This is a genomic window from Mycobacterium sp. E2479 (genome assembly GCF_001667925.1).
GTDB lineage: Bacteria > Actinomycetota > Actinomycetes > Mycobacteriales > Mycobacteriaceae > Mycobacterium.
Genome location: NZ_LZJR01000006.1, coordinates 75,020 through 96,649, shown reverse-complemented (window position 1 = coordinate 96,649; position 21,630 = coordinate 75,020). Strand labels below are relative to the sequence as shown.

19 protein-coding genes are annotated in these 21,630 nt (G+C 66.2%); 11 read left to right on the top strand and 8 right to left on the bottom strand.

What is annotated here, in order from left to right:
• Entirely contained in the window at window positions 1-1,191 is a 1,191-nt protein-coding gene (locus A5686_RS01005; protein ID WP_067929896.1) for a cytochrome P450, read from the bottom strand.
• A complete protein-coding gene (locus A5686_RS01000; protein WP_067929895.1) occupies window positions 1,192-1,821 on the bottom strand; it encodes a TetR/AcrR family transcriptional regulator in 630 nt (209 codons plus the stop codon).
• Between the two features lie 208 nt (window positions 1,822-2,029).
• On the opposite strand from A5686_RS01000, the gene A5686_RS00995 reads away from it, so the two are divergent.
• From A5686_RS00995 to A5686_RS00980, 4 genes are read left to right on the top strand one after another with little or no spacing between them, the layout of a single operon-like run.
• Window positions 2,030-3,499, top strand: a complete 1,470-nt coding sequence (locus tag A5686_RS00995; protein ID WP_067929894.1) for an aldehyde dehydrogenase — start codon at window positions 2,030-2,032, stop codon at window positions 3,497-3,499.
• A gap of 30 nt (window positions 3,500-3,529) precedes the next feature.
• Window positions 3,530-4,279, top strand: coding sequence for an SDR family oxidoreductase (locus A5686_RS00990; RefSeq protein ID WP_067929893.1), 750 nt, complete (start codon window positions 3,530-3,532; stop codon window positions 4,277-4,279).
• Window positions 4,276-5,139, top strand: a complete 864-nt coding sequence (locus A5686_RS00985) for an NAD(P)-dependent oxidoreductase (RefSeq protein ID WP_067929892.1) — start codon at window positions 4,276-4,278, stop codon at window positions 5,137-5,139. The genes A5686_RS00990 and A5686_RS00985 overlap by 4 nt, the downstream gene beginning before the upstream one ends.
• Window positions 5,139-5,576: a carboxymuconolactone decarboxylase family protein gene (locus A5686_RS00980; protein ID WP_067929891.1), complete on the top strand. Its 438-nt coding sequence runs from the start codon at window positions 5,139-5,141 to the stop codon at window positions 5,574-5,576. Before A5686_RS00985 ends, A5686_RS00980 begins: the two co-directional genes overlap by 1 nt.
• On the opposite strand, the gene A5686_RS00975 is transcribed toward A5686_RS00980, so the two are convergent.
• Window positions 5,573-8,911 (bottom strand): LuxR C-terminal-related transcriptional regulator, encoded by a 3,339-nt coding sequence (locus A5686_RS00975; protein ID WP_067929912.1) that lies wholly within the window; start codon window positions 8,909-8,911, stop codon window positions 5,573-5,575. The two genes, A5686_RS00980 and A5686_RS00975, sit on opposite strands and share 4 nt — an antisense overlap.
• Before the next feature lie 142 nt (window positions 8,912-9,053).
• On the opposite strand from A5686_RS00975, the gene A5686_RS00970 reads away from it, so the two are divergent.
• A complete protein-coding gene (locus tag A5686_RS00970; RefSeq protein ID WP_082947400.1) occupies window positions 9,054-10,262 on the top strand; it encodes a serine hydrolase domain-containing protein in 1,209 nt (402 codons plus the stop codon).
• A gap of 8 nt (window positions 10,263-10,270) precedes the next feature.
• Here the strand turns inward: A5686_RS00970 and A5686_RS00965 are convergent, their stop codons facing one another.
• Window positions 10,271-11,365, bottom strand: coding sequence for an aldo/keto reductase (locus tag A5686_RS00965; RefSeq protein ID WP_067929890.1), 1,095 nt, complete (start codon window positions 11,363-11,365; stop codon window positions 10,271-10,273).
• Window positions 11,366-11,438: 73 nt separating this feature from the next.
• On the opposite strand from A5686_RS00965, the gene A5686_RS00960 reads away from it, so the two are divergent.
• Complete coding sequence (locus A5686_RS00960) at window positions 11,439-11,846, top strand: MarR family winged helix-turn-helix transcriptional regulator (protein ID WP_067929889.1); 408 nt, start codon at window positions 11,439-11,441, stop codon at window positions 11,844-11,846.
• A gap of 50 nt (window positions 11,847-11,896) precedes the next feature.
• Window positions 11,897-13,165 (top strand): phosphoribosylamine--glycine ligase, encoded by a 1,269-nt coding sequence (gene purD, locus A5686_RS00955; protein WP_067929888.1) that lies wholly within the window; start codon window positions 11,897-11,899, stop codon window positions 13,163-13,165.
• Here the strand turns inward: purD and A5686_RS00950 are convergent.
• Together A5686_RS00950 and A5686_RS00945 are read right to left on the bottom strand one after the other, a co-directional pair.
• Window positions 13,162-14,745, bottom strand: coding sequence for a gamma-glutamyltransferase family protein (locus A5686_RS00950; RefSeq protein ID WP_067929887.1), 1,584 nt, complete (start codon window positions 14,743-14,745; stop codon window positions 13,162-13,164). The genes purD and A5686_RS00950 overlap by 4 nt on opposite strands.
• A gap of 86 nt (window positions 14,746-14,831) precedes the next feature.
• The gene (locus A5686_RS00945; RefSeq protein WP_067929910.1) at window positions 14,832-15,749 is read right to left on the bottom strand and encodes an alpha/beta hydrolase-fold protein; all 918 of its coding nucleotides are present in this window, start codon (window positions 15,747-15,749) and stop codon (window positions 14,832-14,834) included.
• A gap of 61 nt (window positions 15,750-15,810) precedes the next feature.
• On the opposite strand from A5686_RS00945, the gene A5686_RS00940 reads away from it, so the two are divergent.
• Window positions 15,811-16,428 carry a TetR/AcrR family transcriptional regulator gene (locus A5686_RS00940; RefSeq protein ID WP_067929886.1) on the top strand — a complete coding sequence of 206 codons (618 nt, stop codon included), beginning with the start codon at window positions 15,811-15,813 and terminating at the stop codon, window positions 16,426-16,428.
• 7 nt (window positions 16,429-16,435) lie between these two features.
• Here the strand turns inward: A5686_RS00940 and A5686_RS00935 are convergent, their stop codons facing one another.
• Complete coding sequence (locus A5686_RS00935) at window positions 16,436-17,182, bottom strand: DUF429 domain-containing protein (RefSeq protein WP_067929909.1); 747 nt, start codon at window positions 17,180-17,182, stop codon at window positions 16,436-16,438.
• Between the two features lie 129 nt (window positions 17,183-17,311).
• Here A5686_RS00935 and purB point away from each other — a divergent pair, with 129 nt between their 5' ends.
• From purB to A5686_RS00920, 3 genes are read left to right on the top strand one after another with little or no spacing between them, the layout of a single operon-like run.
• Window positions 17,312-18,730 carry an adenylosuccinate lyase gene (purB, locus tag A5686_RS00930; RefSeq protein WP_067929908.1) on the top strand — a complete coding sequence of 473 codons (1,419 nt, stop codon included), beginning with the start codon at window positions 17,312-17,314 and terminating at the stop codon, window positions 18,728-18,730.
• Entirely contained in the window at window positions 18,727-19,995 is a 1,269-nt protein-coding gene (locus A5686_RS00925) for a cytochrome P450 (protein WP_067929885.1), read from the top strand. Before purB ends, A5686_RS00925 begins: the two co-directional genes overlap by 4 nt.
• Window positions 19,992-21,014 (top strand): tellurite resistance/C4-dicarboxylate transporter family protein, encoded by a 1,023-nt coding sequence (locus A5686_RS00920; protein ID WP_067929884.1) that lies wholly within the window; start codon window positions 19,992-19,994, stop codon window positions 21,012-21,014. Before A5686_RS00925 ends, A5686_RS00920 begins: the two co-directional genes overlap by 4 nt.
• On the opposite strand, the gene A5686_RS00915 is transcribed toward A5686_RS00920, so the two are convergent.
• Window positions 20,961-21,599 (bottom strand): hypothetical protein, encoded by a 639-nt coding sequence (locus A5686_RS00915; RefSeq protein ID WP_067929883.1) that lies wholly within the window; start codon window positions 21,597-21,599, stop codon window positions 20,961-20,963. The two genes, A5686_RS00920 and A5686_RS00915, sit on opposite strands and share 54 nt — an antisense overlap.
• Between the last annotated feature and the right edge of the window lie 31 nt (window positions 21,600-21,630).

Below are 21,630 nucleotides of genomic sequence, written 5' to 3'. Positions count from 1 at the left end.
TCAAGCGAATCCGCGGGTACGAGGTGGACGAGGCCAACGCCGTCCGCGTCCACTCGAGCAATGTCCGCGGATTCGCTTGAACAACTCGGTGAGCGCGACCCGGGCTTCCATTCGCGCCAGATGCGCGCCCAGGCAGAAGTGCGCGCCGCTACCGAAACTCAACAGTTTGGGCCCGATTTCGCGCCCGATCAAGTAGTGGTCGGGATTGTCGAAGACCCGCTCGTCGCGGTGCCCGGAACCGGGCAACAGCAGCAGAACGTCACCCTCGGGAATGGTGGTGTCGTAAAGGGTGAGCTTGCCCGACACGGTACGAGCCAGGATCTGGCTGGAGGTGTCGTAGCGCAGGGTCTCCTCGACCCACAGCGGCACCCGTGACAGATCCTGGTAGATCGGCGTCAGCTGGTCAGGGTTCTTGTGACCCCAAAAGGCGGCATTGGCAAGCAGTTTGGTGGTGGTCTCGTTGCCGGCGATCACCATCAGGAACATGAAGCCGAGCACTTCGTCATCGGTGAGCCGGTCACCGTCGATCTCGGCTTCCAGCAGCGCCGAGGTCAGATCCCCGGTCGGCTGCTCGCGCCGCTCGGCCACCATCCCCTGGTAGTAGACGATCAGGTTAAGGGAGGCCTCGACGGCCTCCGGTGGCACGTCGGTGACTCCTGCCTCGCGGTGCATGACCCCGTCGGCCCAGGTCCGAACCTGATCGCGATCCGGCTCGGGTACTCCCATCAACTCGGAGATGACGTCCATGGGCAGCTTGCCGGCGAACTCGTCGATGTAGTCGACCGCACCGTCCCTGCCCTTGTCCAGCATGGTGTTGAGATGCTTGCTCGCGATCTCGGTGACGCGCGGCTCGAGTTCGCGAATCCGGCGCGGGGTGAAGCCTTTTGAGACGAGCGTCCGCAGCCGCAGATGGGCGGGATCGTCCATCGCCAGGAACGACATCGTCTTGCTGGCATGCGGGCCTCGCGACGCGGGGTCGAGCGAGACGCCGTACTTGTTGGAAAGCGTTGTGCTGTTGCGGAATCCCTGCAGCACGTCTTGGTGCCTCGACAGCGCCCAGAACTTCAGCTCGTCATTGCGATACAGCGGGGCTTCGTCGCGCAGGCGCTTGTAGTAGGGGTACGGATCTTCGTGGAAGTCGTAATCATAGGGATCGAGGACCAACTCGTGGTCGCCCACATGGACGGTCATTTAGGTTCTTGTCTCCTGGCTTGTCTTCCCGGGCAGAATCAGACTCACCACATACGCCAACCGGTCGGCGATTTGGTGATAGGTGAACTGGCCACTGGCGGCCTGTACCAGCGCGCCGAAGAAAGCCATCTCGAGGGCGGCCACCGTATTCGGGTCGGCTCCGGGCCCAATGGCCGTCGCGATGCGCCGGTGGATTTCCGCGCCGATGCGGTCGCGCACCGCACCCACCGCCGGATCTGTGCCGCCACCGAGCAGTGCCGTCGTGCACGCGGCACCGACCTCGGGTTCGTCGGCGACCACCAGCGCCAGGTGACGCAGCACCTTGTCCACTCGGACCGGCATCGGCTCGTTGACGTCGGTGAAGAAAGGAACCTGCCGCACCAGGTCCAGATAGACCTCGGCGATCAGGTGGTTCTTCGACGAGAAGTAGGTATAGGCGGTGGCCGGCGCGACTTTGGCGCGGGCGGCGACCGCACGCACCGTCAGGCCGGCGTACGACTTCTCCCGCAGGGTTTCGATGCCGGCCGCCAACACCTTGCGGAAGGTCTCCTCCTGGCGGCGGTTACGCGCCGGCTGACCGGTCTGGCAGTCGCCGTCGGAAGTAATGGTCACCAGTGCGTCGCTGGACACATGTCCAAGCTAGTGGAAGGAAACGGCGAGAAGCAAGCCTAATCCGGATATGCGCTGCTCAGTACCTGAGTATTACGGTTTTGCGGACGACTTTCGGGATCGGCCCTTGCACCTTCGATGACCGGGCGACTATGGTTCGATCGGGCAATATCGGACAACTGTCCATTAGAATGGCGGGGCGGTCGCCGCGCACAGACGGGAGCGGGACATGGCCTTGTTGGCCGACGGCGTAAGTGAACTGTTCATCGACGGCAAGCTGTCGGCCGGAAGCGCCGGCAACTTCCCCACGGTGAACCCGGCGACCGAGGAGGTGCTGGGCGTTGCCGCAAACGGCGACGCCACCGACATGGACCGCGCCATCGACGCCGCGCGGCGCGCCTTCGACGAGACGGACTGGTCCCGCAACACCGAATTGCGGGTGCGTTGCATTCGGCAGCTGCGCGACGCGATGCGCGACCACATCGAGGAACTGCGCGACATCACCATCGCCGAGGTCGGCGCCCCGCGGATGCTCACTTCGGCCGCCCAATTGGAGGGACCGGTCGGTGACCTGAGCTTCGCGGCCGACACCGCCGAGTCCTACGAGTGGAACGCTGACCTCGGACAGGCATCGCCGATGGGCATCCCGACCCGGCGCACGATCGCGCGGGAGGCCGTCGGTGTCGTTGGCGCGATCACCCCGTGGAACTTCCCACACCAGATCAATCTCGCCAAGTTGGGACCCGCGCTGGCCGCCGGCAATACCGTGGTGTTGAAGCCCGCACCGGACACCCCCTGGTGTGCGGCGGTGCTCGGCGAAATCATCGCCGAGCACACCGACTTCCCGCCCGGTGTCGTCAACATCATCACGTCGAACGACCACCGAATGGGGGCGTTGCTCTCGAAAGACCCTCGGGTGGACATGGTTTCGTTCACCGGATCGACCGCGACCGGCCGCAGCGTCATGGGTGATGCCGCCGCGACCATCAAGCGGGTGTTCCTGGAGCTGGGCGGCAAGTCGGCGTTCGTCGTTCTCGATGACGCCGACCTGGGCGGGGCGTGCTCGATGTCTGCGTTCACCGCGGCCATGCACGCCGGGCAGGGCTGCGCCATCACGACCCGGCTGGTGGTGCCGCGAGCCCGTTACGACGAGGCCGTCGCGATCGCGGCGGGCACCATGGGCTCGATCAAGCCCGGCAACCCCGACGACCCGGGAACCGTGTGTGGGCCGGTGATTTCCGCCCGCCAACGGGAGCGAGTGCAGGGCTATCTCGATCTGGCGATCGCCGAGGGCGGGACGTTCGCCTGTGGCGGTGGCCGCCCGGCAGACAAGGATCGCGGGTTCTTCATCGAGCCCACCGTGATCGCGGGCCTGACCAACGACGCGCGGCCCGCCCGTGAGGAGATCTTCGGGCCGGTGCTCACCGTGATCGCCCACGACAGCGACGACGACGCACTGCGCATCGCCAACGACTCGCCATATGGCTTGTCGGGCACGGTGTTCAGTGTCGACCCCGAACGTGCGGCCAACTTCGCCTCGCGGATGCGGGTGGGCACAGTCAATGTCAACGGCGGCGTCTGGTACTCCGCCGACGCGCCGTTCGGCGGTTACAAGCAGTCCGGGAATGGACGAGAAATGGGCTTGGCCGGCTTCGAGGAGTACCTGGAAATCAAAACCATTGCCACAGCGGTGCAGTGACCGCGCCAACTCGGCGACCGAGAGGAATACATGCGATTCGAGAATAAGGTCGGCATCGTCACCGGATCCGGTGGTGGCATCGGGCAGGCGTACGCCGAGGCGCTGGCCCACGAGGGCGCGGCGGTGGTGGTCGCCGACATCAACGTCGAAGCCGCCGACGCGGTCGCCAAGCAGATCGTCGGCGACGGCGGAACCGCCATCAGCATTCCGGTCGACGTGTCCGACCCCGCGTCCGCCAAGGAGATGGCCGACCGCACGCTGGCCGAATTCGGCGGCATCGACTACCTGGTGAACAACGCCGCGATCTTTGGCGGCATGAAGCTGGACTTCTTGCTCACCATCGACCCGGAGTACTACCGGAAGTTCATGAGCGTGAATTTGGACGGGGCGCTGTGGTGCACCCGCGCGGTATACAAGAAGATGGCCAAACGCGGCGGGGGCGCGATCGTCAACCAGTCATCCACCGCTGCCTGGCTTTACGCGAACTACTACGGCCTGGCCAAGGTGGGGCTCAACGGTCTGACCCAGCAGCTCTCCCGCGAACTGGGTGGCCAGAAGATCCGGATCAACGCAATTGCTCCGGGGCCCATCGACACCGAGGCCAACCGGACCACGACCCCCAAAGAGATGGTCGACGACATCGTCAAGGGCCTGCCGCTGTCGCGGATGGGCACGCCCGCGGATCTGGTCGGCATGTGTCTGTTCCTGCTCTCCGACGAGGCATCGTGGATCACCGGACAGATCTTCAACGTTGACGGCGGACAGATAATCCGATCATGACCGCACCCGAGGACGTGAGGCTCGGCTACATCGGCCTGGGCAACATGGGCGCGCCGATGGCCACGAAGATGGCCGAATGGCCGGGCGGGGTAACGGTTTACGACATCCGGACCGAGGCGATGGCGCCCCTGGCCGAAAAGGGTGCCAGCCTGGCCGACAGCGTCGCCGACGTCGCCGCCGCCGACATCATTCACATCACCGTACTCAACGACGCCCAGGTGCGTGAGGTGGTCGGCGAGTTGGCGACCCACGCGAAACCCGGCACCGTCATCGCGATCCACTCGACCATCAGCGATACCACGGCGGTCGGGCTCGCGGCCGAGCACAAGCCGCGAGACATCCATATCGTCGACGCGCCGGTCAGTGGTGGGGTGGCCGCGGCGGCGCAAGGTGAGCTCGCCACGATGGTGGGCGCCGAGCGCGAGGTGTATGAGCGGATCAAGCCGGCGTTCAAACACTGGGCCGCGATCGTCGTCCACGCCGGGGAGCCGGGGGCGGGTACGCGAATGAAGTTGGCCCGCAACATGTTGACCTTCACCTCGTATGCCGTGGCGTGTGAGGCCATGAGACTCGCCGAGGCGGCCGGGCTCGATCTGCAGGCCCTCGGCCGGGTAGTCCGTCACACCGATGCCCTCACAAGTGGTCCTGGGGCGATCATGGTGCGCGACAACATGAAAGACATTGAACCGGATAACTTCCTGTACCAGTCTTTTGTGCACGCCCGCGGGCTGGGGGAGAAGGACCTGAGCCTGGCGCTGGCTCTCGGCGAGGCGGTCTCGGTCGACCTGCCGTTTGCTCAGTTGGCCTTTCAGCGGTTGGCTGCGGACCTCGGGGTTCCGCACACAGAGAAAGAGGCGTAATGGACGAGCTGCGCAGCAAGGGCCTCGCGAAGATGAACGAGGTCTACGGCTGGGAAATGCCAAACATCGAAGGCGACGCGTACTTCGACCTGACCGTCGACCACCTGTTCGGCAGCATCTGGACGCGACCGGGATTGTCGATGCGCGACAAGCGCATCATGACGCTGACGGCGGTTACCGCGATCGGAAACCGCGACTTGGCCGAGATCCAAATAAACGCAGCGCTTCTCAACGGTGAGCTCACCGAGACCGAACTGAAGGAGATGGCCGTCTTCCTCACCCACTACCTGGGCTTCCCGTTGGGTTCGGCGCTCAACGGCGCGGTCGACGCCGTCGTCGCCAAACGCAAGAAGGCCGCAGCGAAGGGTTCCGGAGAGGACAAGAAGGCCAACGTGGAGGGAGCGGTCAAAATGCACCGGGGCAACAAGGGCGACTAAGCGTGGCGTGAAGCCTCTTGCGCAAGTTGCACTCTCGAGCTGATACCCAACTTGGAGTAGACGTTGCTCAGGTGTGCTTGCACGGTGCGTGCGGATATAAACAGGCGCGCGGCGATGTCTTTGTTCGGCAGCCCTTCGCTGACGAGTTTCACCACATTGAGTTCGGCGGGTGTCAGCGATGCCCACCCGGTTGACGGTCGCTTGCGTTCGCCGCGGCCGCGTTGCGCATAGGCGAGCGCTTCTTCCATGGACAGCGCCTCGCCCTCGGACCAGGCGACTTCGAATTCGTTGTCGGCCGTCGCCTCGCGCAGCACAGCCACCGACGCGTCATGGGCCGCGTCGTAGATCTTGAAGCGCACGTAGCCGGTGCGGATGCGAACGCCCCGTGCGGCTCCGAATAGCCGAGCGGCGTCTCGGTGAGCGCCCGCCCAGACCGCAAGTATGGCGAGGCATTCGAGCGCGTCGGGAATGGCCAAGTACTTCTTGAGGTCCGCTGCGCGCGTGAGCGCGTCGTGCGCGTCGCACGCAGCTTGATCCGGTTCGTTCTGCGCGATCGCTACGCGCGCACGCGTCGCCAGCGCCTGGATCAAATGCACGCCTGGAGCCACCGAGACGGCATTGTCGGCCCGGTGGCGGGCCGCGGTCAAATCCCCCTGAGCGAGCGCAACTTGGGCAAGCGGGATGACGTTGACGACCGCCAGCTCGGGCTGGATGTTCATTAGTTGACAGGCCGCCTCGACGGCGCTGGCCGACGCGGGGAGGTCGCCTGCGGCCAGAGTCGCGACCGCCAACGCCGCGTAGGCGAAGCCCTGGTTGAATGCGCCGAAATCCGCCGCGACTTCGACAGCCGCGTTCGCGGCCGCCCGTGCCTCGCTCGTGTCGCCCGCATAGGCGAGCAGGTGGCTCAAGCTGATAAGGCTGGACATCCGGGACATCTCGTCGTGGGCCACCTCCGACTCGGCGACCAGATCGCGGAACTGCGCGAGGGCTCCGGTGACATCGCCTTCAAACCACTGCGCCAGGGCAATACACCAGCGACACATACGCGAGTTGAATCCGTCCCCGATCGCGTCGGCGAGGTCGCGTCCTTCCTCACCGGCCGCACGCGCGGCGATCGCGTCGCCCTTCCCGGTGATCGCCGCAAACGCCTGAACTTCCAGGATCTGGCTCAGACTCCAGTCGTCGCCCAGCGCGCGGGCGAGCCCCAGCGCCTCGTCGATGTACAAACCGGCGGCGTCGGCGTCGTAGGCGGTCAGACCGGCGCAACCGGTGAGCGCTCGGACCAGCAAGGCTGGGTCGTCGAGTTCACGGGCGATGGCCAGCGCTTCTAAAGCCTTATCCAGGTTGTCATGGATGTTTTGCCCGCCGTCGAGTATGGCCCGATCGGCGAGTGCGCGGGCACGAACCGCGGGCGGCGGCTCCATGCCGCAGGCGGTGGCATCGGCGAGCGCGGCGTCGAACCAGGCCGTTCCTTCCTGCACGCGGCCGCGAGTCACCCACAGCGGCTCTAAGGCCGACGCAAGTTGCAATGCGGTTGCGAATTCGGCGTTTTCGAGCGACCACGCGAACGCCGCCCGCAGATTGTCCATCTCGGTTTCGGCCTGCTCGAGCCGGCGCTGATGACCGGAGCGTACTGGTGTGTTGAGCAGGCTGGCGAGTGCGGTGTAGTGGTCGCGGTGTCGGGAGCGCACCGCGCCGGCCTCGCCGGACTCACCGAGCTTCTCCTGCGCGTATTGGCGGACGGTCTCCAGCATCCGGTATCGCGCGCCACCGAACTGCGTATCTTCGGTTACGACAAGGGATTTCTCGATCAGCAGCGTGAGCTGATCGAGTGTCTGATAACGCTCGATGTCGCTGCCACCGCATACGGCCTGCGCCGCATCGAGGTCGAATCCGCCCATGAACACGCCGGCCCGACGGAACAGGACACGCTCGGGCTCGGTCAGCAGCTCGTGCGACCAGTCGACAGATGCCCGCAGAGTCTGCTGGCGGCGCACGGCCGTTCGCGCGCCGCCGGTCAACAGCCGGAAGCGGTTGTGCAGGCTATCAAGGATCTGCGTCAACGACAGCGCGCGAACCCGTGCGGCCGCAAGCTCTATCGCCAGGGGTATGCCATCGAGGCGCCGACAGATCTCCGTCACCGTAGCCGAATCACCGTCGGCCACGCTGAAATCGGGGCGGACATGCCGGGCGCGGTCGGTGAACAACGCCATCGCCTCGTCGGCCAGTGACAAGGACGGCACCGCCCATGCGACCTCGCCCGCCACCCGGATCGGCTCGCGGCTCGTCGCCAGAATGGTCACCCGCGGGCAGGCCGCCAACAGCGCAACGGTCAGCGACGCGCACGCGTCGATCAGGTGCTCACAGTTGTCCAACAGGACGAGCAGGTGCCGATCACCGATGACACGGGTCAGCGTGTCCATCGTCGAACGACCGGCTTGATCGGGCAATCCCAGCGCGCGCGTCACCGCGACCGGCACGACGTCGGGGTCCGTGATCGGCGCCAGATCGACGTACCACATCCCGTCCCCGAAATCTTCATCAACCTCGTTCGCCAGCTGCACCGCCAGCCGCGTCTTGCCGACGCCACCCGCGCCGGTCAGCGTCACGAGCCGGTGTTCAAAGAGCAACCCACGCAGGATGGCGATTTCGCTGCCGCGGCCGACGAAACTCGTAAACTGCGGTGGAAGATGTTGCTTGCCAGTGGTTTTCGAACCGCGAAGCGGCGGGAAGTCGTTGCGAAGGCCCGCGTGACACAGCTGCGTCACCCGTTCGGGCCGGGGCAGGTCCCGCAATGGATGAGTGCCGAGGTCAAGCATCCACACGTCAGAGGGGAGTCCGTCGGCGAGCAGGTCACTCGTCGTGGCCGACAGGACAGTCTGGCCCCCGTGCGCCAGATCGCGCAGCCGCGCGGCGCGGTTGATGGCCGGCCCAACGTAGTTCGCTTCGTCGCGCAGTTGCACCTCGCCGGTGTGCAGGCCGATCCGCAAGCTGATCGGCGACAGCGGAGTGCGCTGCAACTGCAGTGCAAATGCGGCGGCGTCGCTGGCGCGAGCGAAGGCGACCACGAAGCTGTCGCCCTCGCCCTGCTCTACCGGGCGCACCCCGCCGTGCTGGGCCACGAGGTCCGACACCGCCCGGTCCAGGCGCGCAACTGCGGCGCTCATCTCGTCGGGGTGGTGTTGCCATAGCCGCGTCGAGCCCTCGACGTCTGCGAGCAGCAACGTCACCGTTCCAGTCGGGAGCTCGCTTACGCCCAAGTCGCTCCAATTCAGAGTCTCAAGCGGCGGCGTTTCCGCGCGTCGGCCGGTGGTCTCAGTCATGTTAGCCAGCATGCGGTAGTCGCACACAGCAAACATCGGCAGAAATGCCTAGATGCGGCTTCTGCCGCATTCGCTCGGATCTAGGCCTTTTGGCGAATGTTCTTCGTCTTCATCTGTCCCATAGTGAGCTGGTCGGACGTTTAGGAGGTCACACATGAACACCAGAACCGGTCTTGCCGGCAACCGCGCTTCGATCGACGCCCACTTCACGACGGATGTCCTGCACGGGCACTACGACAGCCGCTTCGAGGATCTCGTCGCCGCGCTGGCTGACGAGGTCACCACGGGTGGTGAGCTAGGCGCCGCCATCGCTGTCGATGTCGGCGGCGAGCTGGTCGTCGACATCTGGGGCGGGCATGCCGATCGGGCGAAAACCCGGGAATGGTCAAAAGACACCATAGTCAACGTCTTCTCCAGCACCAAGAACGTGACCGCGCTCGCGGCATTGATCCTGATCGACCGTGGCCTGCTCGACCCGTTCGCCCCCGTTGCCAAGTACTGGCCCGAGTTCGCCGCCAACGGTAAGGACCATGTGGAGGTACGCCACGTGCTCAGCCACACCTCGGGGGTGTCCGGCTGGGAGATGCCGTTCACGCTGGAGGACATCTACGACTGGGAGAAGTCCACGTCCCAACTCGCGGCCCAGGCGCCGTGGTGGGAACCCGGCACCGCGTCGGGCTATCACGCGTTGACCAGCGGCCACCTCATTGGGGAGGTCGTGCGTCGGATCACCGGCAAATCACTGAAAGAGTTTGTGCGACAGGAGATCGCCGAACCGCTGGAAGCCGACTTCCAGATCGGTGCCGGGCCGAAAGACGATGCCCGCATCGCCGAGCTCGTGCCACCCCCGCCGCTGGATGTGCCGCTGAGCACGGTGCCTCACGACCATCCGATGTACAAGACGTTCGCCGCAACGCCGCCCACTTCGGAAATGGCGCTGGCGGCTGAGACGTCCGCATGGCGGCGCGCAGATATCGGTTCGGGCAACGGTCACGGGCACGCGCGCTCGCTCGTCCGTGCTTTGTCGCCGATCTCCTTGGGTGGCAGTGCCAATGGGGCAAGGCTGCTGAGCCCCGACACGATAGACCTGATCTTCCAGGAGCAAGCCAACGGCACCGACCTGGTGCTGGCAATGCCCGCACGATGGGGCATCGGCTTCGCGTTACCTCAACCCGAGGCAGTGCCGGACATCCCGGACGAGAAGGTCTGCTTCTGGGGCGGATGGGGCGGCTCCATGGTGGTCATGAATCCGTACTGCCACACCACCTTCGCTTATGTGATGAACAAGATGGGACAGGTCACCCCATCCGGGACCGATCGAACCCGCAAATACGCGCGGCTGATCTATCAAAGCCTCGGCTGAGGAAGCTATCAATACGGCTGAACGCCTTCGGGCATCACATACTCCGAGATCGGCGCGGTGACGCCGTTGATCGTCGTTCCACCGTTGATGATGCCGGGGGCAAGTTGCAGCATGTTGTGCGGGAACCCGAACCTCGGTTTGGTCAGCGCATCGAGCCGCGCCAGGTCCTCGGCGCCGAGATTCACGTTGGCGGCTCGGACGTTGTCCTCGAGCTGGGAGAGCCGGCGCGCCCCGATGATGACCGATGAGACGGCCCGCTGCGCGCGCGCCCAGGCCAGTGCCACGCTGGCGACGTTCGTCTGGTGCGCCTTCGCAATGGCCTCGAGTTCGTCGATGACGGCGTAGGTCTTCTCGTTGAGAAAGGAGTCGACCATGGCGCCGCGGTCGGCGTTGTGCTGGCCGGCGTTGGCGCGGGTGTACTTTCCGCTGAGGACGCCGCCCTTCAACGGCGACCACGGCGTGATACCCAGACCGAATTCGGACGCCATCGGCACGAGTTCCTGTTCGATGGCGCGCTCGAGCAACGAGTATTCGACCTGCAATCCGACGAACGCCGACCAGCCGCGGAAAAGGGCGATGAGGTTGGCCTGGGCGATCTTCCACGCCGGGGTGTCCGAAACGCCGATGTAACGCACCTTGCCGGCGCGAACGAGGTCCTCGAGTGCCGCCATGGTCTCCTCGATGGGGGTGTTCGCATCCCAGATGTGCAGCCAGTACAGGTCGATGTAGTCGGTTTGCAAGCGCCGCAACGAGTTTTCGCACGCGTTGATCAGCGACTTGCGGCCCGAGCCGCCGCCGTTGGGATCACCGGGATACAGGTTGCCGCTGAATTTGGTCGCGATCGCCACCCGATCGCGACGGGCGGGGTGGCGACCGATGTGGTCGCCGATGATCTTTTCGGAGTGGCTTCGGGTGTAGAAGTTGGCGGTGTCGATGAAGTTGCCGCCGAGCTCGAAGTATCGATCGATGATCTGGTGGGACTCTTCCACACTGGTGCCCCAGCCGAGGTCTTCGCCGAACGTCATCGCGCCCAGACACAGGGGGCTGACGCGCAAACCGGATCGCCCGAGTGTCACATATTGATCCAGCGGCATGGGGCCCACTTCCTGGTAGATTGTTCGACCATGGGGTTGTTCATTACTAAACTAGTTCATAGCTGAACAATATGGCAAGTCGATGACTGCAGTCGATGCGGCCAAGATCTGGTCACTGAACTACCGGGTGCTGCTCTCGGTCATCTCGGGCGCCGAGGCCGACATCCGCGCGCTGGGCCTCGAGTCCAAGGAGCTGTTTGTGCTCGCAGAGATCGACGAGCATCCTTATCCGGCTGAACTGGCCGCGACACTGAGCATGCCCAAGGCGACGGTGACCCTCTACCTGAAGCGGCTCGAGGCCGCCGGGTTCGTGCGTCGCGAGATCGACCCGTCCGATTTGCGTCGCCATCGGCTGCTACGCACCCCGGCCGGGCGTCAGGCCGCGAAAAAAGGCCTGACCGTGCTCTCCGACGAGTTCGACAAGCGCCTCGGCCGCCTCACCGCCTCGCAGCGCAACGACCTCAAGACGCTGCTCGAAAAAATCCTCTGAATCCGGGGAGTGTGGGCGTGAGACATTTGACCGGGCTAGTCTGACGTGTCGTGCGCGTCCTGGTGATCGGCTCCGGTGCCCGTGAGCATGCGTTGCTCTTGGCGCTTCGCAAAGACCCCCAGGTCACGGGGCTCGCCATCGCTCCCGGCAACGCCGGAACGGCCCGGCTCGCCGACCAGCACGAGGTCGATGTCACCTCGGCCGAAGACGTCGTTGCCCTGGCTCGCGAGGTCCGCGCCGACCTCGTGGTCATCGGTCCCGAAGTGCCGCTTGTCCTCGGGGTGGCCGACGCGGTGCGAGCCGCCGGCATCGTCTGCTTCGGCCCCAGCAAGGACGCCGCTCGCATCGAAGGCTCAAAGGCATTCGCCAAAGAGGTGATGGCCGCAGCGGGGGTGCGCACCGCGACCACTAAAATCGTCGATACCCCCGCGCATTTGGATGCGGCGCTAAACCGGTTCGGCCCCCCGGTGGGGGATGCCGCCTGGGTGGTGAAGGACGACCGCCTGGCGGCGGGGAAGGGCGTGGTGGTGACCGCGGATCGCGGTGTCGCACGCGCGCACGCCGCCGGGCTCCTCGAGGCCGGACACCCGGTACTGCTGGAGTCCTACCTGGACGGCCCCGAGGTATCACTGTTCTGCGTGGTCGACGGCGCAACCGTGGTCCCCTTGCTGCCGGCGCAGGATTTCAAGCGTGTCGGTGACGGCGACAGCGGGCCCAACACCGGTGGTATGGGTGCCTACGCGCCGGTTCCGTGGCTTCCCGATGAGATGTATCGCGATGTGGTCAGCAACATCGTCGAACCCGTTGCGGCCGAGATGGTTGCGCGCGGCAGCCCGTTTTGCGGCCTGCTGTATGCCGGACTCGCCATCACGGCGAACGGACCTGCGGTCGTTGAATTCAATTGTCGTTTCGGCGATCCCGAGACACAGGCCGTGCTGGCGCTGCTGGAATCGCCGCTCGGGCAGCTGTTGTATGCCGCGGGCAGTGGCACATTGGCGGACTTCGGTGAGCTGCGCTGGCACGGCGGTGCCGCCGTGACGGTGGTGGTGGCGGCGGAGAGCTACCCCGGACGCCCCCGGGTGGGTGACGTCATCGTCGGCTCGGAAGCCGACGGGGTGCTGCACGCCGGAACGGCGCGGCGCGACGATGGCGAGATCGTCTCGTCGGGCGGGCGGGTGCTGTCGGTGGTGGGCATGGGCGCCGACCTGACGGCCGCGCGGGCCAAAGCCTACGAGGTCGTGCGTTCAATTCGACTGCCGGGCAGCCATTTCCGCAGCGACATCGCCCTGCTGGCGGCCGACGGGAAGATCCACGTCTAAAACGCGGCGGCCTGACCGTCCCGACGCGGATCGCTGGCCGCCAAGTAGCCGCCCTCGAGACGCCAGATCGCCTGACAGCTGCCAAATTGGTTGTAGTCGTCGACGGCAACCAAATCGTGTCCGCGCCGGCGCAACTCGTCCAGCGTCGCACCCGGGAAACCCGTTTCGCAGCTGACCTGCATACCCTCCACCCAGCGGAACCTCGGGGCATCGCATGCCGCCTGCGGGTTCTGCCCGTGGTCGGCGATGCGCACCAGCACTTGCACATGACCCTGGGGCTGCATCATTCCGCCCATCACCCCGAAACTCATGACCGGGGCGCCGCCTTTGGTCACAAACCCCGGGATGATGGTGTGGTAAGGACGCTTGTTCGGGCCCACGGTGTTCGGATGGCCGGGGGTCGCAACGAAATTCGCACCCCGATTCTGCAGCGATATTCCGGTGCGTGGCACCACCACGCCCGAACCGAACCCCATGTAGTTCGACTGGATCATCGACACCATCATTCCGGCGGCGTCGGCCGCGGTCAGATAGACGGTTCCACCCACCGGCGCTCCGGCGGATGCGGGCTTGGCTCGACCGCGCTCGATCAGCGCCGCGCGCTGCCTCAGATATTCCTTGTCCAACAGCCGTTCCGGCCCCAGTGGCATGTGCTCGATGTCGGCGACGTAGGCCTGCGCGTCGGCGAACGCCAGCTTCACCGCTTCGATCTGCAGGTGCACGCTGTCGGCGGAATCCGCTGGCAGCGAACCCATGTCGAAATGCTCCAGGATACCCAGGGCGATCAGCGCGACGATTCCCTGCCCGTTGGGTGGGATCTCGTGCACCGTGTACCCGCGGTAGTCGCCGTCGACCGTGCCGACCCAGTCGGCACGGTGAGCCGCCAGGTCGCTGGCCCGCATGGCGCCGTCGTTGTCCAGCGCGTGCGCCTCGAGTTTGGTGGCCAGTTCCCCGCGGTAGAACGCCTCGCCGTTGGTCGTGGCGATCGCTTCGAGCGTGGTGGCATGATCGGGCAAGCTGAATCGCTCACCGGGTTTCGGCGCTCGTCCGCCCGGCAGAAACGCCTGGGCGAAACCGGGCTGGTTCTCAAATACCGGCTGCTGCGCCGCCCATTGCTCGGCAACCGTCGGGGAGACCAGAAAGCCGTTGCGGCCGTAGTCTATTGCGGGTTCGAAGAGCCGCTGGAACGGGAGCTTGCCGAACTTCGTATGGAGTTCGGTCCACGCAGACACCGCGCCGGGCACGGTCACCGCATTCCAACCAAAAATCGGAACACCCTTGCCGCCGAAGTATTGCGGCGTCCACGCCGCGGGCGAACGACCCGAGGCGTTCAGTCCGTGCAGCTTCGTGCCATCCCACACGATGGCGAACGCGTCCGAACCGATCCCATTGGATACCGGCTCCACGATCGTCAGGGCGACGGCCGTGGCGATGGCCGCATCCACCGCACTGCCGCCCTGCGCGAGCATCCGCAGGCCAGCCTGAGCCGCAAGCGGTTGCGATGTGCACACAACGTTTTCCGCCAGGATGGGCTTGCGTGGCCAGGCGTACGGGAAGGTCCAGTCGAAAGGTGTGGTCACCTTCGCGAGCGTAACGCCACTGCGACTTTCGGCGTGCTATCGCGGCGCGCCGTTTGCGGGGCAGTGCCCAGCCCGCGGTCTGAGCGTTACGCCGTCAGCAGCGGTGCCATCCAGGTCAGCTCGGCAGGCAACTGCGAACTCCAGAATGCCCCGTCGTGTCCGCCGGGCGAGAACCCGCCGGCCGGCGGATTGGGCAGTTGCGCAATGAACTGCTTTGTCGCGGCGTAGAACGGATCGCCGTCGCCGCAGTCGATCCGGATGGGGATGGAGGCCAGGGCGGGCATGCCGAACACCGAGTTCGCCGCGAAGTCGTCCGGGCCGTCGAAGGCTCCCGGTGCGGCGGCACCCGAAGACAGCCACAGCGCCGGGCTGACTGCGCAGATCGCCGCGGTACGCGCCGGTCCAAACCGGCCGCCCAGCAGCAACGCGCCGTAGCCGCCCATCGACCAGCCCAAGAACGCCACCCGCGAGGTGTCCAGATTCTGGTTGCCCAGCATTGGGATGAGCTCGTCGAGCACCATGGCGCCGCTGTCCTCACCGGAAGACCGCTTGTGCCAATACCCGCCGCCGCCGTCGACGGCAACGACCGCGAACGGCGGTAGTCCGGCATCGACGGCCTGTGCCAGACCGTGTTCGACCCCGCCCGCCATCACGGTGGAGGCGTCACTGCCCTTGCCGTGCAGCGCGATCACGGGCCGCAGCGGCCTCGTCTGACCCGGCGGACGTGCGATCGCCCAATTCGTGTTCGCCCCGCCACGCGCGGCTGAGACGAAGGAACCGGTCACCATGGTCGGTGCGGGCGCCGCCGGGGGAGCCGGATCGCGAGGTGGGTTCGGCGCCGGTGCCAACGGCACCTGGGTGCCGGCCGTCGCTACCGGCATGGCGTGAGATGTGCGGGGCCTTAACAGGATGTCGAACCCGTAGGCACCCACCGCCCCCATGGCCGCGCTGGCGCCGAGGCCGAGCAGGGCGCGTCGGGTCAAGTCGGGCATGCGGGCCATTATGCCCTGGCCGTTTGGCCGAAATGGCAATGCAGTACCACTTTGGCTGGCACGATGGCTACTCGTGACTGCAGCGGTTACTCCAAAAGGAGAACGTCGGCGGTATGCGCTCGTGAGCGCCGCCGCCGAGCTGCTGGCCGAGGGCGGGTTCGAAGCGGTGCGACACCGGGCGGTCGCGCGGCGGGCCGGATTGCCGTTGGCATCGACCACTTATTACTTCTCCTCGCTCGATGATCTGATCGCGCGCGCCGTCGAACACATCGCCATGATCGAGGTGGCGCAGTTGCGGTCGCGGGTCAGCACATTGTCGCGGCGGCGCCGGGGGCCGGAGACCATCGCGGAGGTGTTGGCCGATCTGCTCGTGGGTGACGTGTCCGGTCCGGGCCTTACCGAACAGCTGATCTCGCGCTATGAGCGGCACGTCGCCTGCATCCGCCTGCCCGCCCTGCGCGAGACCATGCGGCGCAGCCTTCGCCAGCGAGCCGAGGCGGTGGCCGAGGCCATCGAGCGCTCCGGCCGCTCGGTGCACATCGAACTGGTGTGCACGCTGATCTGCGCAGTCGACGGTTCTGTGGTGTCGGCCCTGGTGGAGGGGCGCGATCCGCGCGCGGCGGCGCAGGGTGCGGTGGTCGACCTCATCGAGGTGCTCGCGCCCATCGATCAGCGGCCCGTGCAGATCTGAGCCACCCCTACGCGCGGACCGGACTTGCCGGCAGCGACGGCGTCACGATGTACCCGGTGTCGAGGTCGCCGTAGATCGTCACATCCCTCGGTTTGCGCTGCGCATACAGTGCCACGTAGGCGCACACGACGGCGTCGATCGGATCCTCCGCGCGGCGCAGCTCGCTTTTGCGCTGCGCGGCCGTCACGGCCCGGCGCAGCGCGACCCATCCCTCATGCCCGTCGACGCGAAGCGGGGCGGGAGCATGAGCCAGCCGCTCGACGCCGTCCATCAGCAGCAATAGCTCGGATTTGAGCCGGTCGACGGTGCGGCCGGGCCTTGCCTTGTACTTCAGTGTGCGCTCCAGGCGGAAAAGCGCGACGGTCGCCGCATGCGGATAGACCTCGATGGCGCGCCGGGCGGCCGGCGAGCGCGGATCGAGATCCAGACCCAGTGCCACGGCCAACCGGCCCGCGCGGGGGCCGTCGGCGAATTCGGGTTTTCTCGTGTTGCAGGGGTGGGCACCGGCCTCGTACCTGCGGAAATCGCGGTTGAGCGCGGTCTCGGCGGGACGCTGGCCAGTCGGGTTGTTCACCACGAGCGGCGCATCGAAGGCAACCAGGCAATCGCCGCGTACGTAGGGGTGCAGCGCGGAGAGGATCTCTTCGTCGTCGCGGACCGCACACACGCTCACCAGATCGCCGCCGGAGTCTACGACGGCGACGCCGGTCGGGTTGCGGCCCGCCCACGCGAGGTCGACGCCGACGAAGTACACCCGCCACATTGTGCCGCGAAAGTGCAACCACCCACCGCTTCGCTCGGGCGATACGTCGCCGATCGCACTCTCGCGGTGCCGGACCGCCGCTACCAGCGCGACCGTAAGCTGTGTGTTCGTGAGGACCAAGTGAGCATTCCGAATGTGCTGGCCAACCGGTACGCCAGTGCCGAGATGGTCGCGATCTGGTCGCCGGAGGCCAAGGTGATCGCCGAGCGGCGACTGTGGCTGGCGGTGCTGCGCGCGCAGGCGGAAATGGGCGTTTCGGTACCTGCCGAAGCCATCGCCGACTACGAGCGGGTGATCGAGGACGTCGACCTGGCGTCGATCGCGGACCGCGAGCGGGTGCTGCGCCACGACGTCAAGGCCCGCATCGAGGAGTTCAATGCGCTGGCCGGTCACGAGCACGTGCACAAGGGCATGACCAGTCGCGATCTGACCGAGAATGTGGAGCAACTGCAGATTCGGCGTTCGCTCGAGTTGGTCTTCGCCCACGGCGTGGCGGTCGCCGCCAGGCTGGCGGAGCGGGCCGTGGCCTACCGCGACCTGGTGATGGCCGGACGCAGCCACAACGTCGCCGCGCAGGCCACCACGTTGGGCAAGAGGTTCGCCTCGGCGGCCCAGGAAACACTGATCGCCTTGACCAGGCTGCGCGAATTGATCGACCGCTACCCGCTGCGCGGCATCAAGGGCCCGATGGGCACCTCGCAGGACATGCTCGATTTGCTCGGCGGGGACGCGGCCAAGCTGGCCGAGCTCGAACGTCGCGTAGCCGAGTTCTTGGGCTTCGCAACGGTATTGACCAGCATCGGGCAGGTGTATCCGCGCTCGCTGGACCACGACGTGCTCTCGGCGCTGGTGCAGCTGGGTGCGGGGCCGTCGTCGATGGCTCACACCATCCGGCTGATGGCCGGGCACGAACTGGTCACCGAGGGATTCGCGCCCGGGCAGGTCGGCTCCTCGGCGATGCCGCACAAGATGAACACACGCAGCTGCGAACGCGTCAACGGGCTGCAGGTGGTGCTGCGTGGCTACGCCTCGATGGCCGCCGAGCTGGCGGGTGCGCAGTGGAACGAGGGCGACGTGTTCTGCTCGGTGGTGCGACGAGTGGCGTTGCCGGACAGCTTCTTTGCGATCGACGGCCAGATCGAGACGTTTTTGACGGTGCTCGACGAATTCGGCGCCTATCCGGCGGTGATCGGTCGCGAGCTGGATCGCTACCTGCCGTTTTTGGCCACCACCAAGGTGTTGATCGCCGCGGTGCGCGCCGGCGTGGGGCGCGAGACCGCACATCACGTGATCCGCGAACACGCGGTCGCCACCGCGCTGGCCATGCGCGAACGCGGAGCCGAGCCCGACCTGCTCGAGCGCTTGGCCGCCGACGAGCGGCTGCCGCTGGACCGGGCCGCGCTGGATGCCGCGCTGGAAGACAAGAAGGCGTTCACCGGCGCCGCCGGTGACCAGGTGGACGAGGTAGCGGCGCAGGTGGACGCGCTGGTAAGCCGCTATCCGGACGCGGCCAAGTACGCCCCGGGCGCGATCCTGTGACGCTGGCCGACGCGCTCGCCCAGATCGACTTCACCGATCTGGACAACTTTGCGAACGGATTCCCGCACGATCTGTTCGCGATCCATCGCCGTGAGGCGCCGGTGTACTGGCACTCACCGACCGACAACACCCCGGACGGCGAAGGCTTCTGGTCGGTGGCCACCTACGCGGAAACGCTTGAGGTGCTGAAAGATCCGGTGACGTATTCATCGGTCACCGGTGGCACGCGGCCGTACGGCGGCACGCTGTTGCAGGACCTGGCAATCGCGGGCCAGGTGCTCAACATGATGGACGATCCGCGGCATTCGCAGATTCGGCGGCTGGTCAGCTCGGGGCTGACACCGCGGATGATTCGGCTGGTCGAAGACGACCTGCGGACCAGGGCACGGCGGCTGCTGGACGCGGTGGTGCCGGGCGAGCCGTTCGACTTCCTGGTGGACATCGCCGCCGAATTGCCGATGCAGATGATCTGCATCCTGCTGGGAGTCCCTGAATCCGAACGACATTGGCTGTTCGAGGCCATTGAGCCGCAATTCGATTTCGGCGGCTCGCGCAAGGCCGCACTATCGCAGCTGTCGGTCACCGAACGGGACGCAGCGGCCGGATCGCGGATGTATGAGTATGGCCAGCAGCTGATCGCGTCCAAGCGCGAGAACCCGACCGACGACATGCTGTCGGTCGTGGCGAACGCGATGCTGGATGACTCCGACGGCGGTGCCGGATCGGCCCTGTCCGACCTCGAGCTGTACCTGTTCTTCAGCCTGTTGTTCAGCGCCGGCGCGGAGACCACGCGCAACGCGGTCGGGGGCGGCCTGCTGGCGTTGGCCCACCATCCGGACCAATTGCGGTCGCTGCGCGCCGATCTCGACGCGCTGCCCACGGCCGTCGAGGAGATGGTGCGGTGGACATCGCCATCGCCCTCCAAACGCCGCACCGCCACGCGCGACGTGACGCTGGGCGGGCAGTCGATCCAGGCCGGCCAGAAGATACAGATCTGGGAAGGCTCGGCGAATCGCGATGCCGGCGTGTTCGCGAACGCCGACCAATTCGATTTTTCCCGAAAGCCGAACCCACACCTGGGATTCGGCCAGGGAGTGCACTACTGCCTGGGTGCCAATCTGGCCCGGCTGGAGCTGCGGGTGTTGTTCGAAGAGCTGCTGTCTCGGTTCGGCGGGGTGCAAGTCGTCCGGCCGGTCGAATGGACCCGCAGCAATCGGCACACCGGCATCCGGCACCTCGTCGTGGAGCTCCGCGGACAACCGTGACGATCCGGTTCGCTGATGTCGAGCCCTCGCCCGATGTGTTCGCCGCGGTGATGGCGACGGGGATTTTGTCGATCGGCGCGCGCAATCACGGTTACCGGTTGATCAGCGACACGATGGGTGTCATCGCCACCGTCGGGTTGCTTTTTCTGGTTGCGCTGGTCGTCGCGAAGGCCGCCATCCCCGGCCAGAAGTTGTGCTGGGACCTGACCGATCCCGACGTCACCCTGCGACTGATCACTTTCGTGGCGGCCTGTGCGGTGATCGACACCCGTCTGTCGTCCAACGTCTGGGTGGCGCGGATACTGGGCGGGGTCGGCCTGGCGTCCTGGCTGATACTGATCCTGTTCAGCGCGCGAAACATGTTGGCGCAGCGATGGACAGACCTGCGTGACCGCGCACACGGGGCCTGGCAACTGGGCAGCGTCGGAACCTCAGGTCTGGCGATCGTCATCGCCCGGGCGGCTCGTCACACCGGTCATCACTGGTGGCTCGCGGTGGCCGTGACCGGATGGGTGGCGGCGCTGGGCATCTACGGCCTGATGACGTGGCTGACCATGTGGCGTGTGGTGAACGAACGGCAGGACCGCGACGGCTTCGAACCCGATACCTGGATCCTGATGGGGGGCATGGCGATTGCGACGCTGGCCGGCGACAACATCGACGCCGTGGCTCCCGCCTGGCTGGCCGGGCCGGTCCGTGCGGTCACCATCGTGACCTGGGTGGCGGCCACGTTGTGGATACCGCCGCTGATTTATTTCGCGCTGCACCGCATCAGGCGGTATCCCAACGTGCTGCGTTTCGCCGGTGTGTGGTGGGCCTTTGTCTTTCCGTTGGGCATGTACTCCGCGGCAAGTTTTGCCATGGCACGCGAGATCAATCAGCCCTCGCTGTTCACCGTTTCGCTGGTGTTTTTCTGGGATGGGCTGGCCGCGTGGCTCACTTTGGTGGTCGCGGGGCTGCTGCTCCTATCTCGGCGGGTGCTGCTGACTCCCGCGGATCGCGATTCCGGCCGACCGTAGTTCGAGCGCGGCGAGCGCCCCGATGGTGGCCGGATCCTCGCGCCGCCAACCGCCGACCGGATCCGCGCTCACGGCGATCAACTTCCGCGGCGGACGGTTGGTCAACGCGCGCAGCGCAAGCAATTGCGCACCGGCCGGTGTTGCGGCCAGTGCGGTCACGGCCAACTTGCGCCGAAAGAAGCGCAGCCGCAGAAACAACCACGGGAGCACCGCGATGAGGATTGGGACCGCCACGACGGCCATGGCGAGCAGCACCGCGAGCCAGCTCGCCGCGCTGTCCAGATCATGGCCTGCGCCGGCGATGTCCAGCGCGGCGTGGCTGGCGGAGTTGAGCGGCTTGCTGACCGTGTCACCCACCACCGGAATGTGCTGGGCGCCGTGCCCGGCGGACGCGAGGTCGCCGGCGATCCCGTTCGCGCCGCTCTCGACCTGGCGGCCGGCGTCGGCGATGGTAGCGATGGCGTCGTAGACGGCCAGGCCGACGAGCAGCCAGAGCGCCGTCCACACGACGACGACGAAGTCGCTGAACAGCTGGACAGCCAACCGGCCGGGCCTGGTGGAATAGGGCAGAAACCGCGGTGTCATAGCCCCGATCCCAGCACAAAGGCTATCTAAG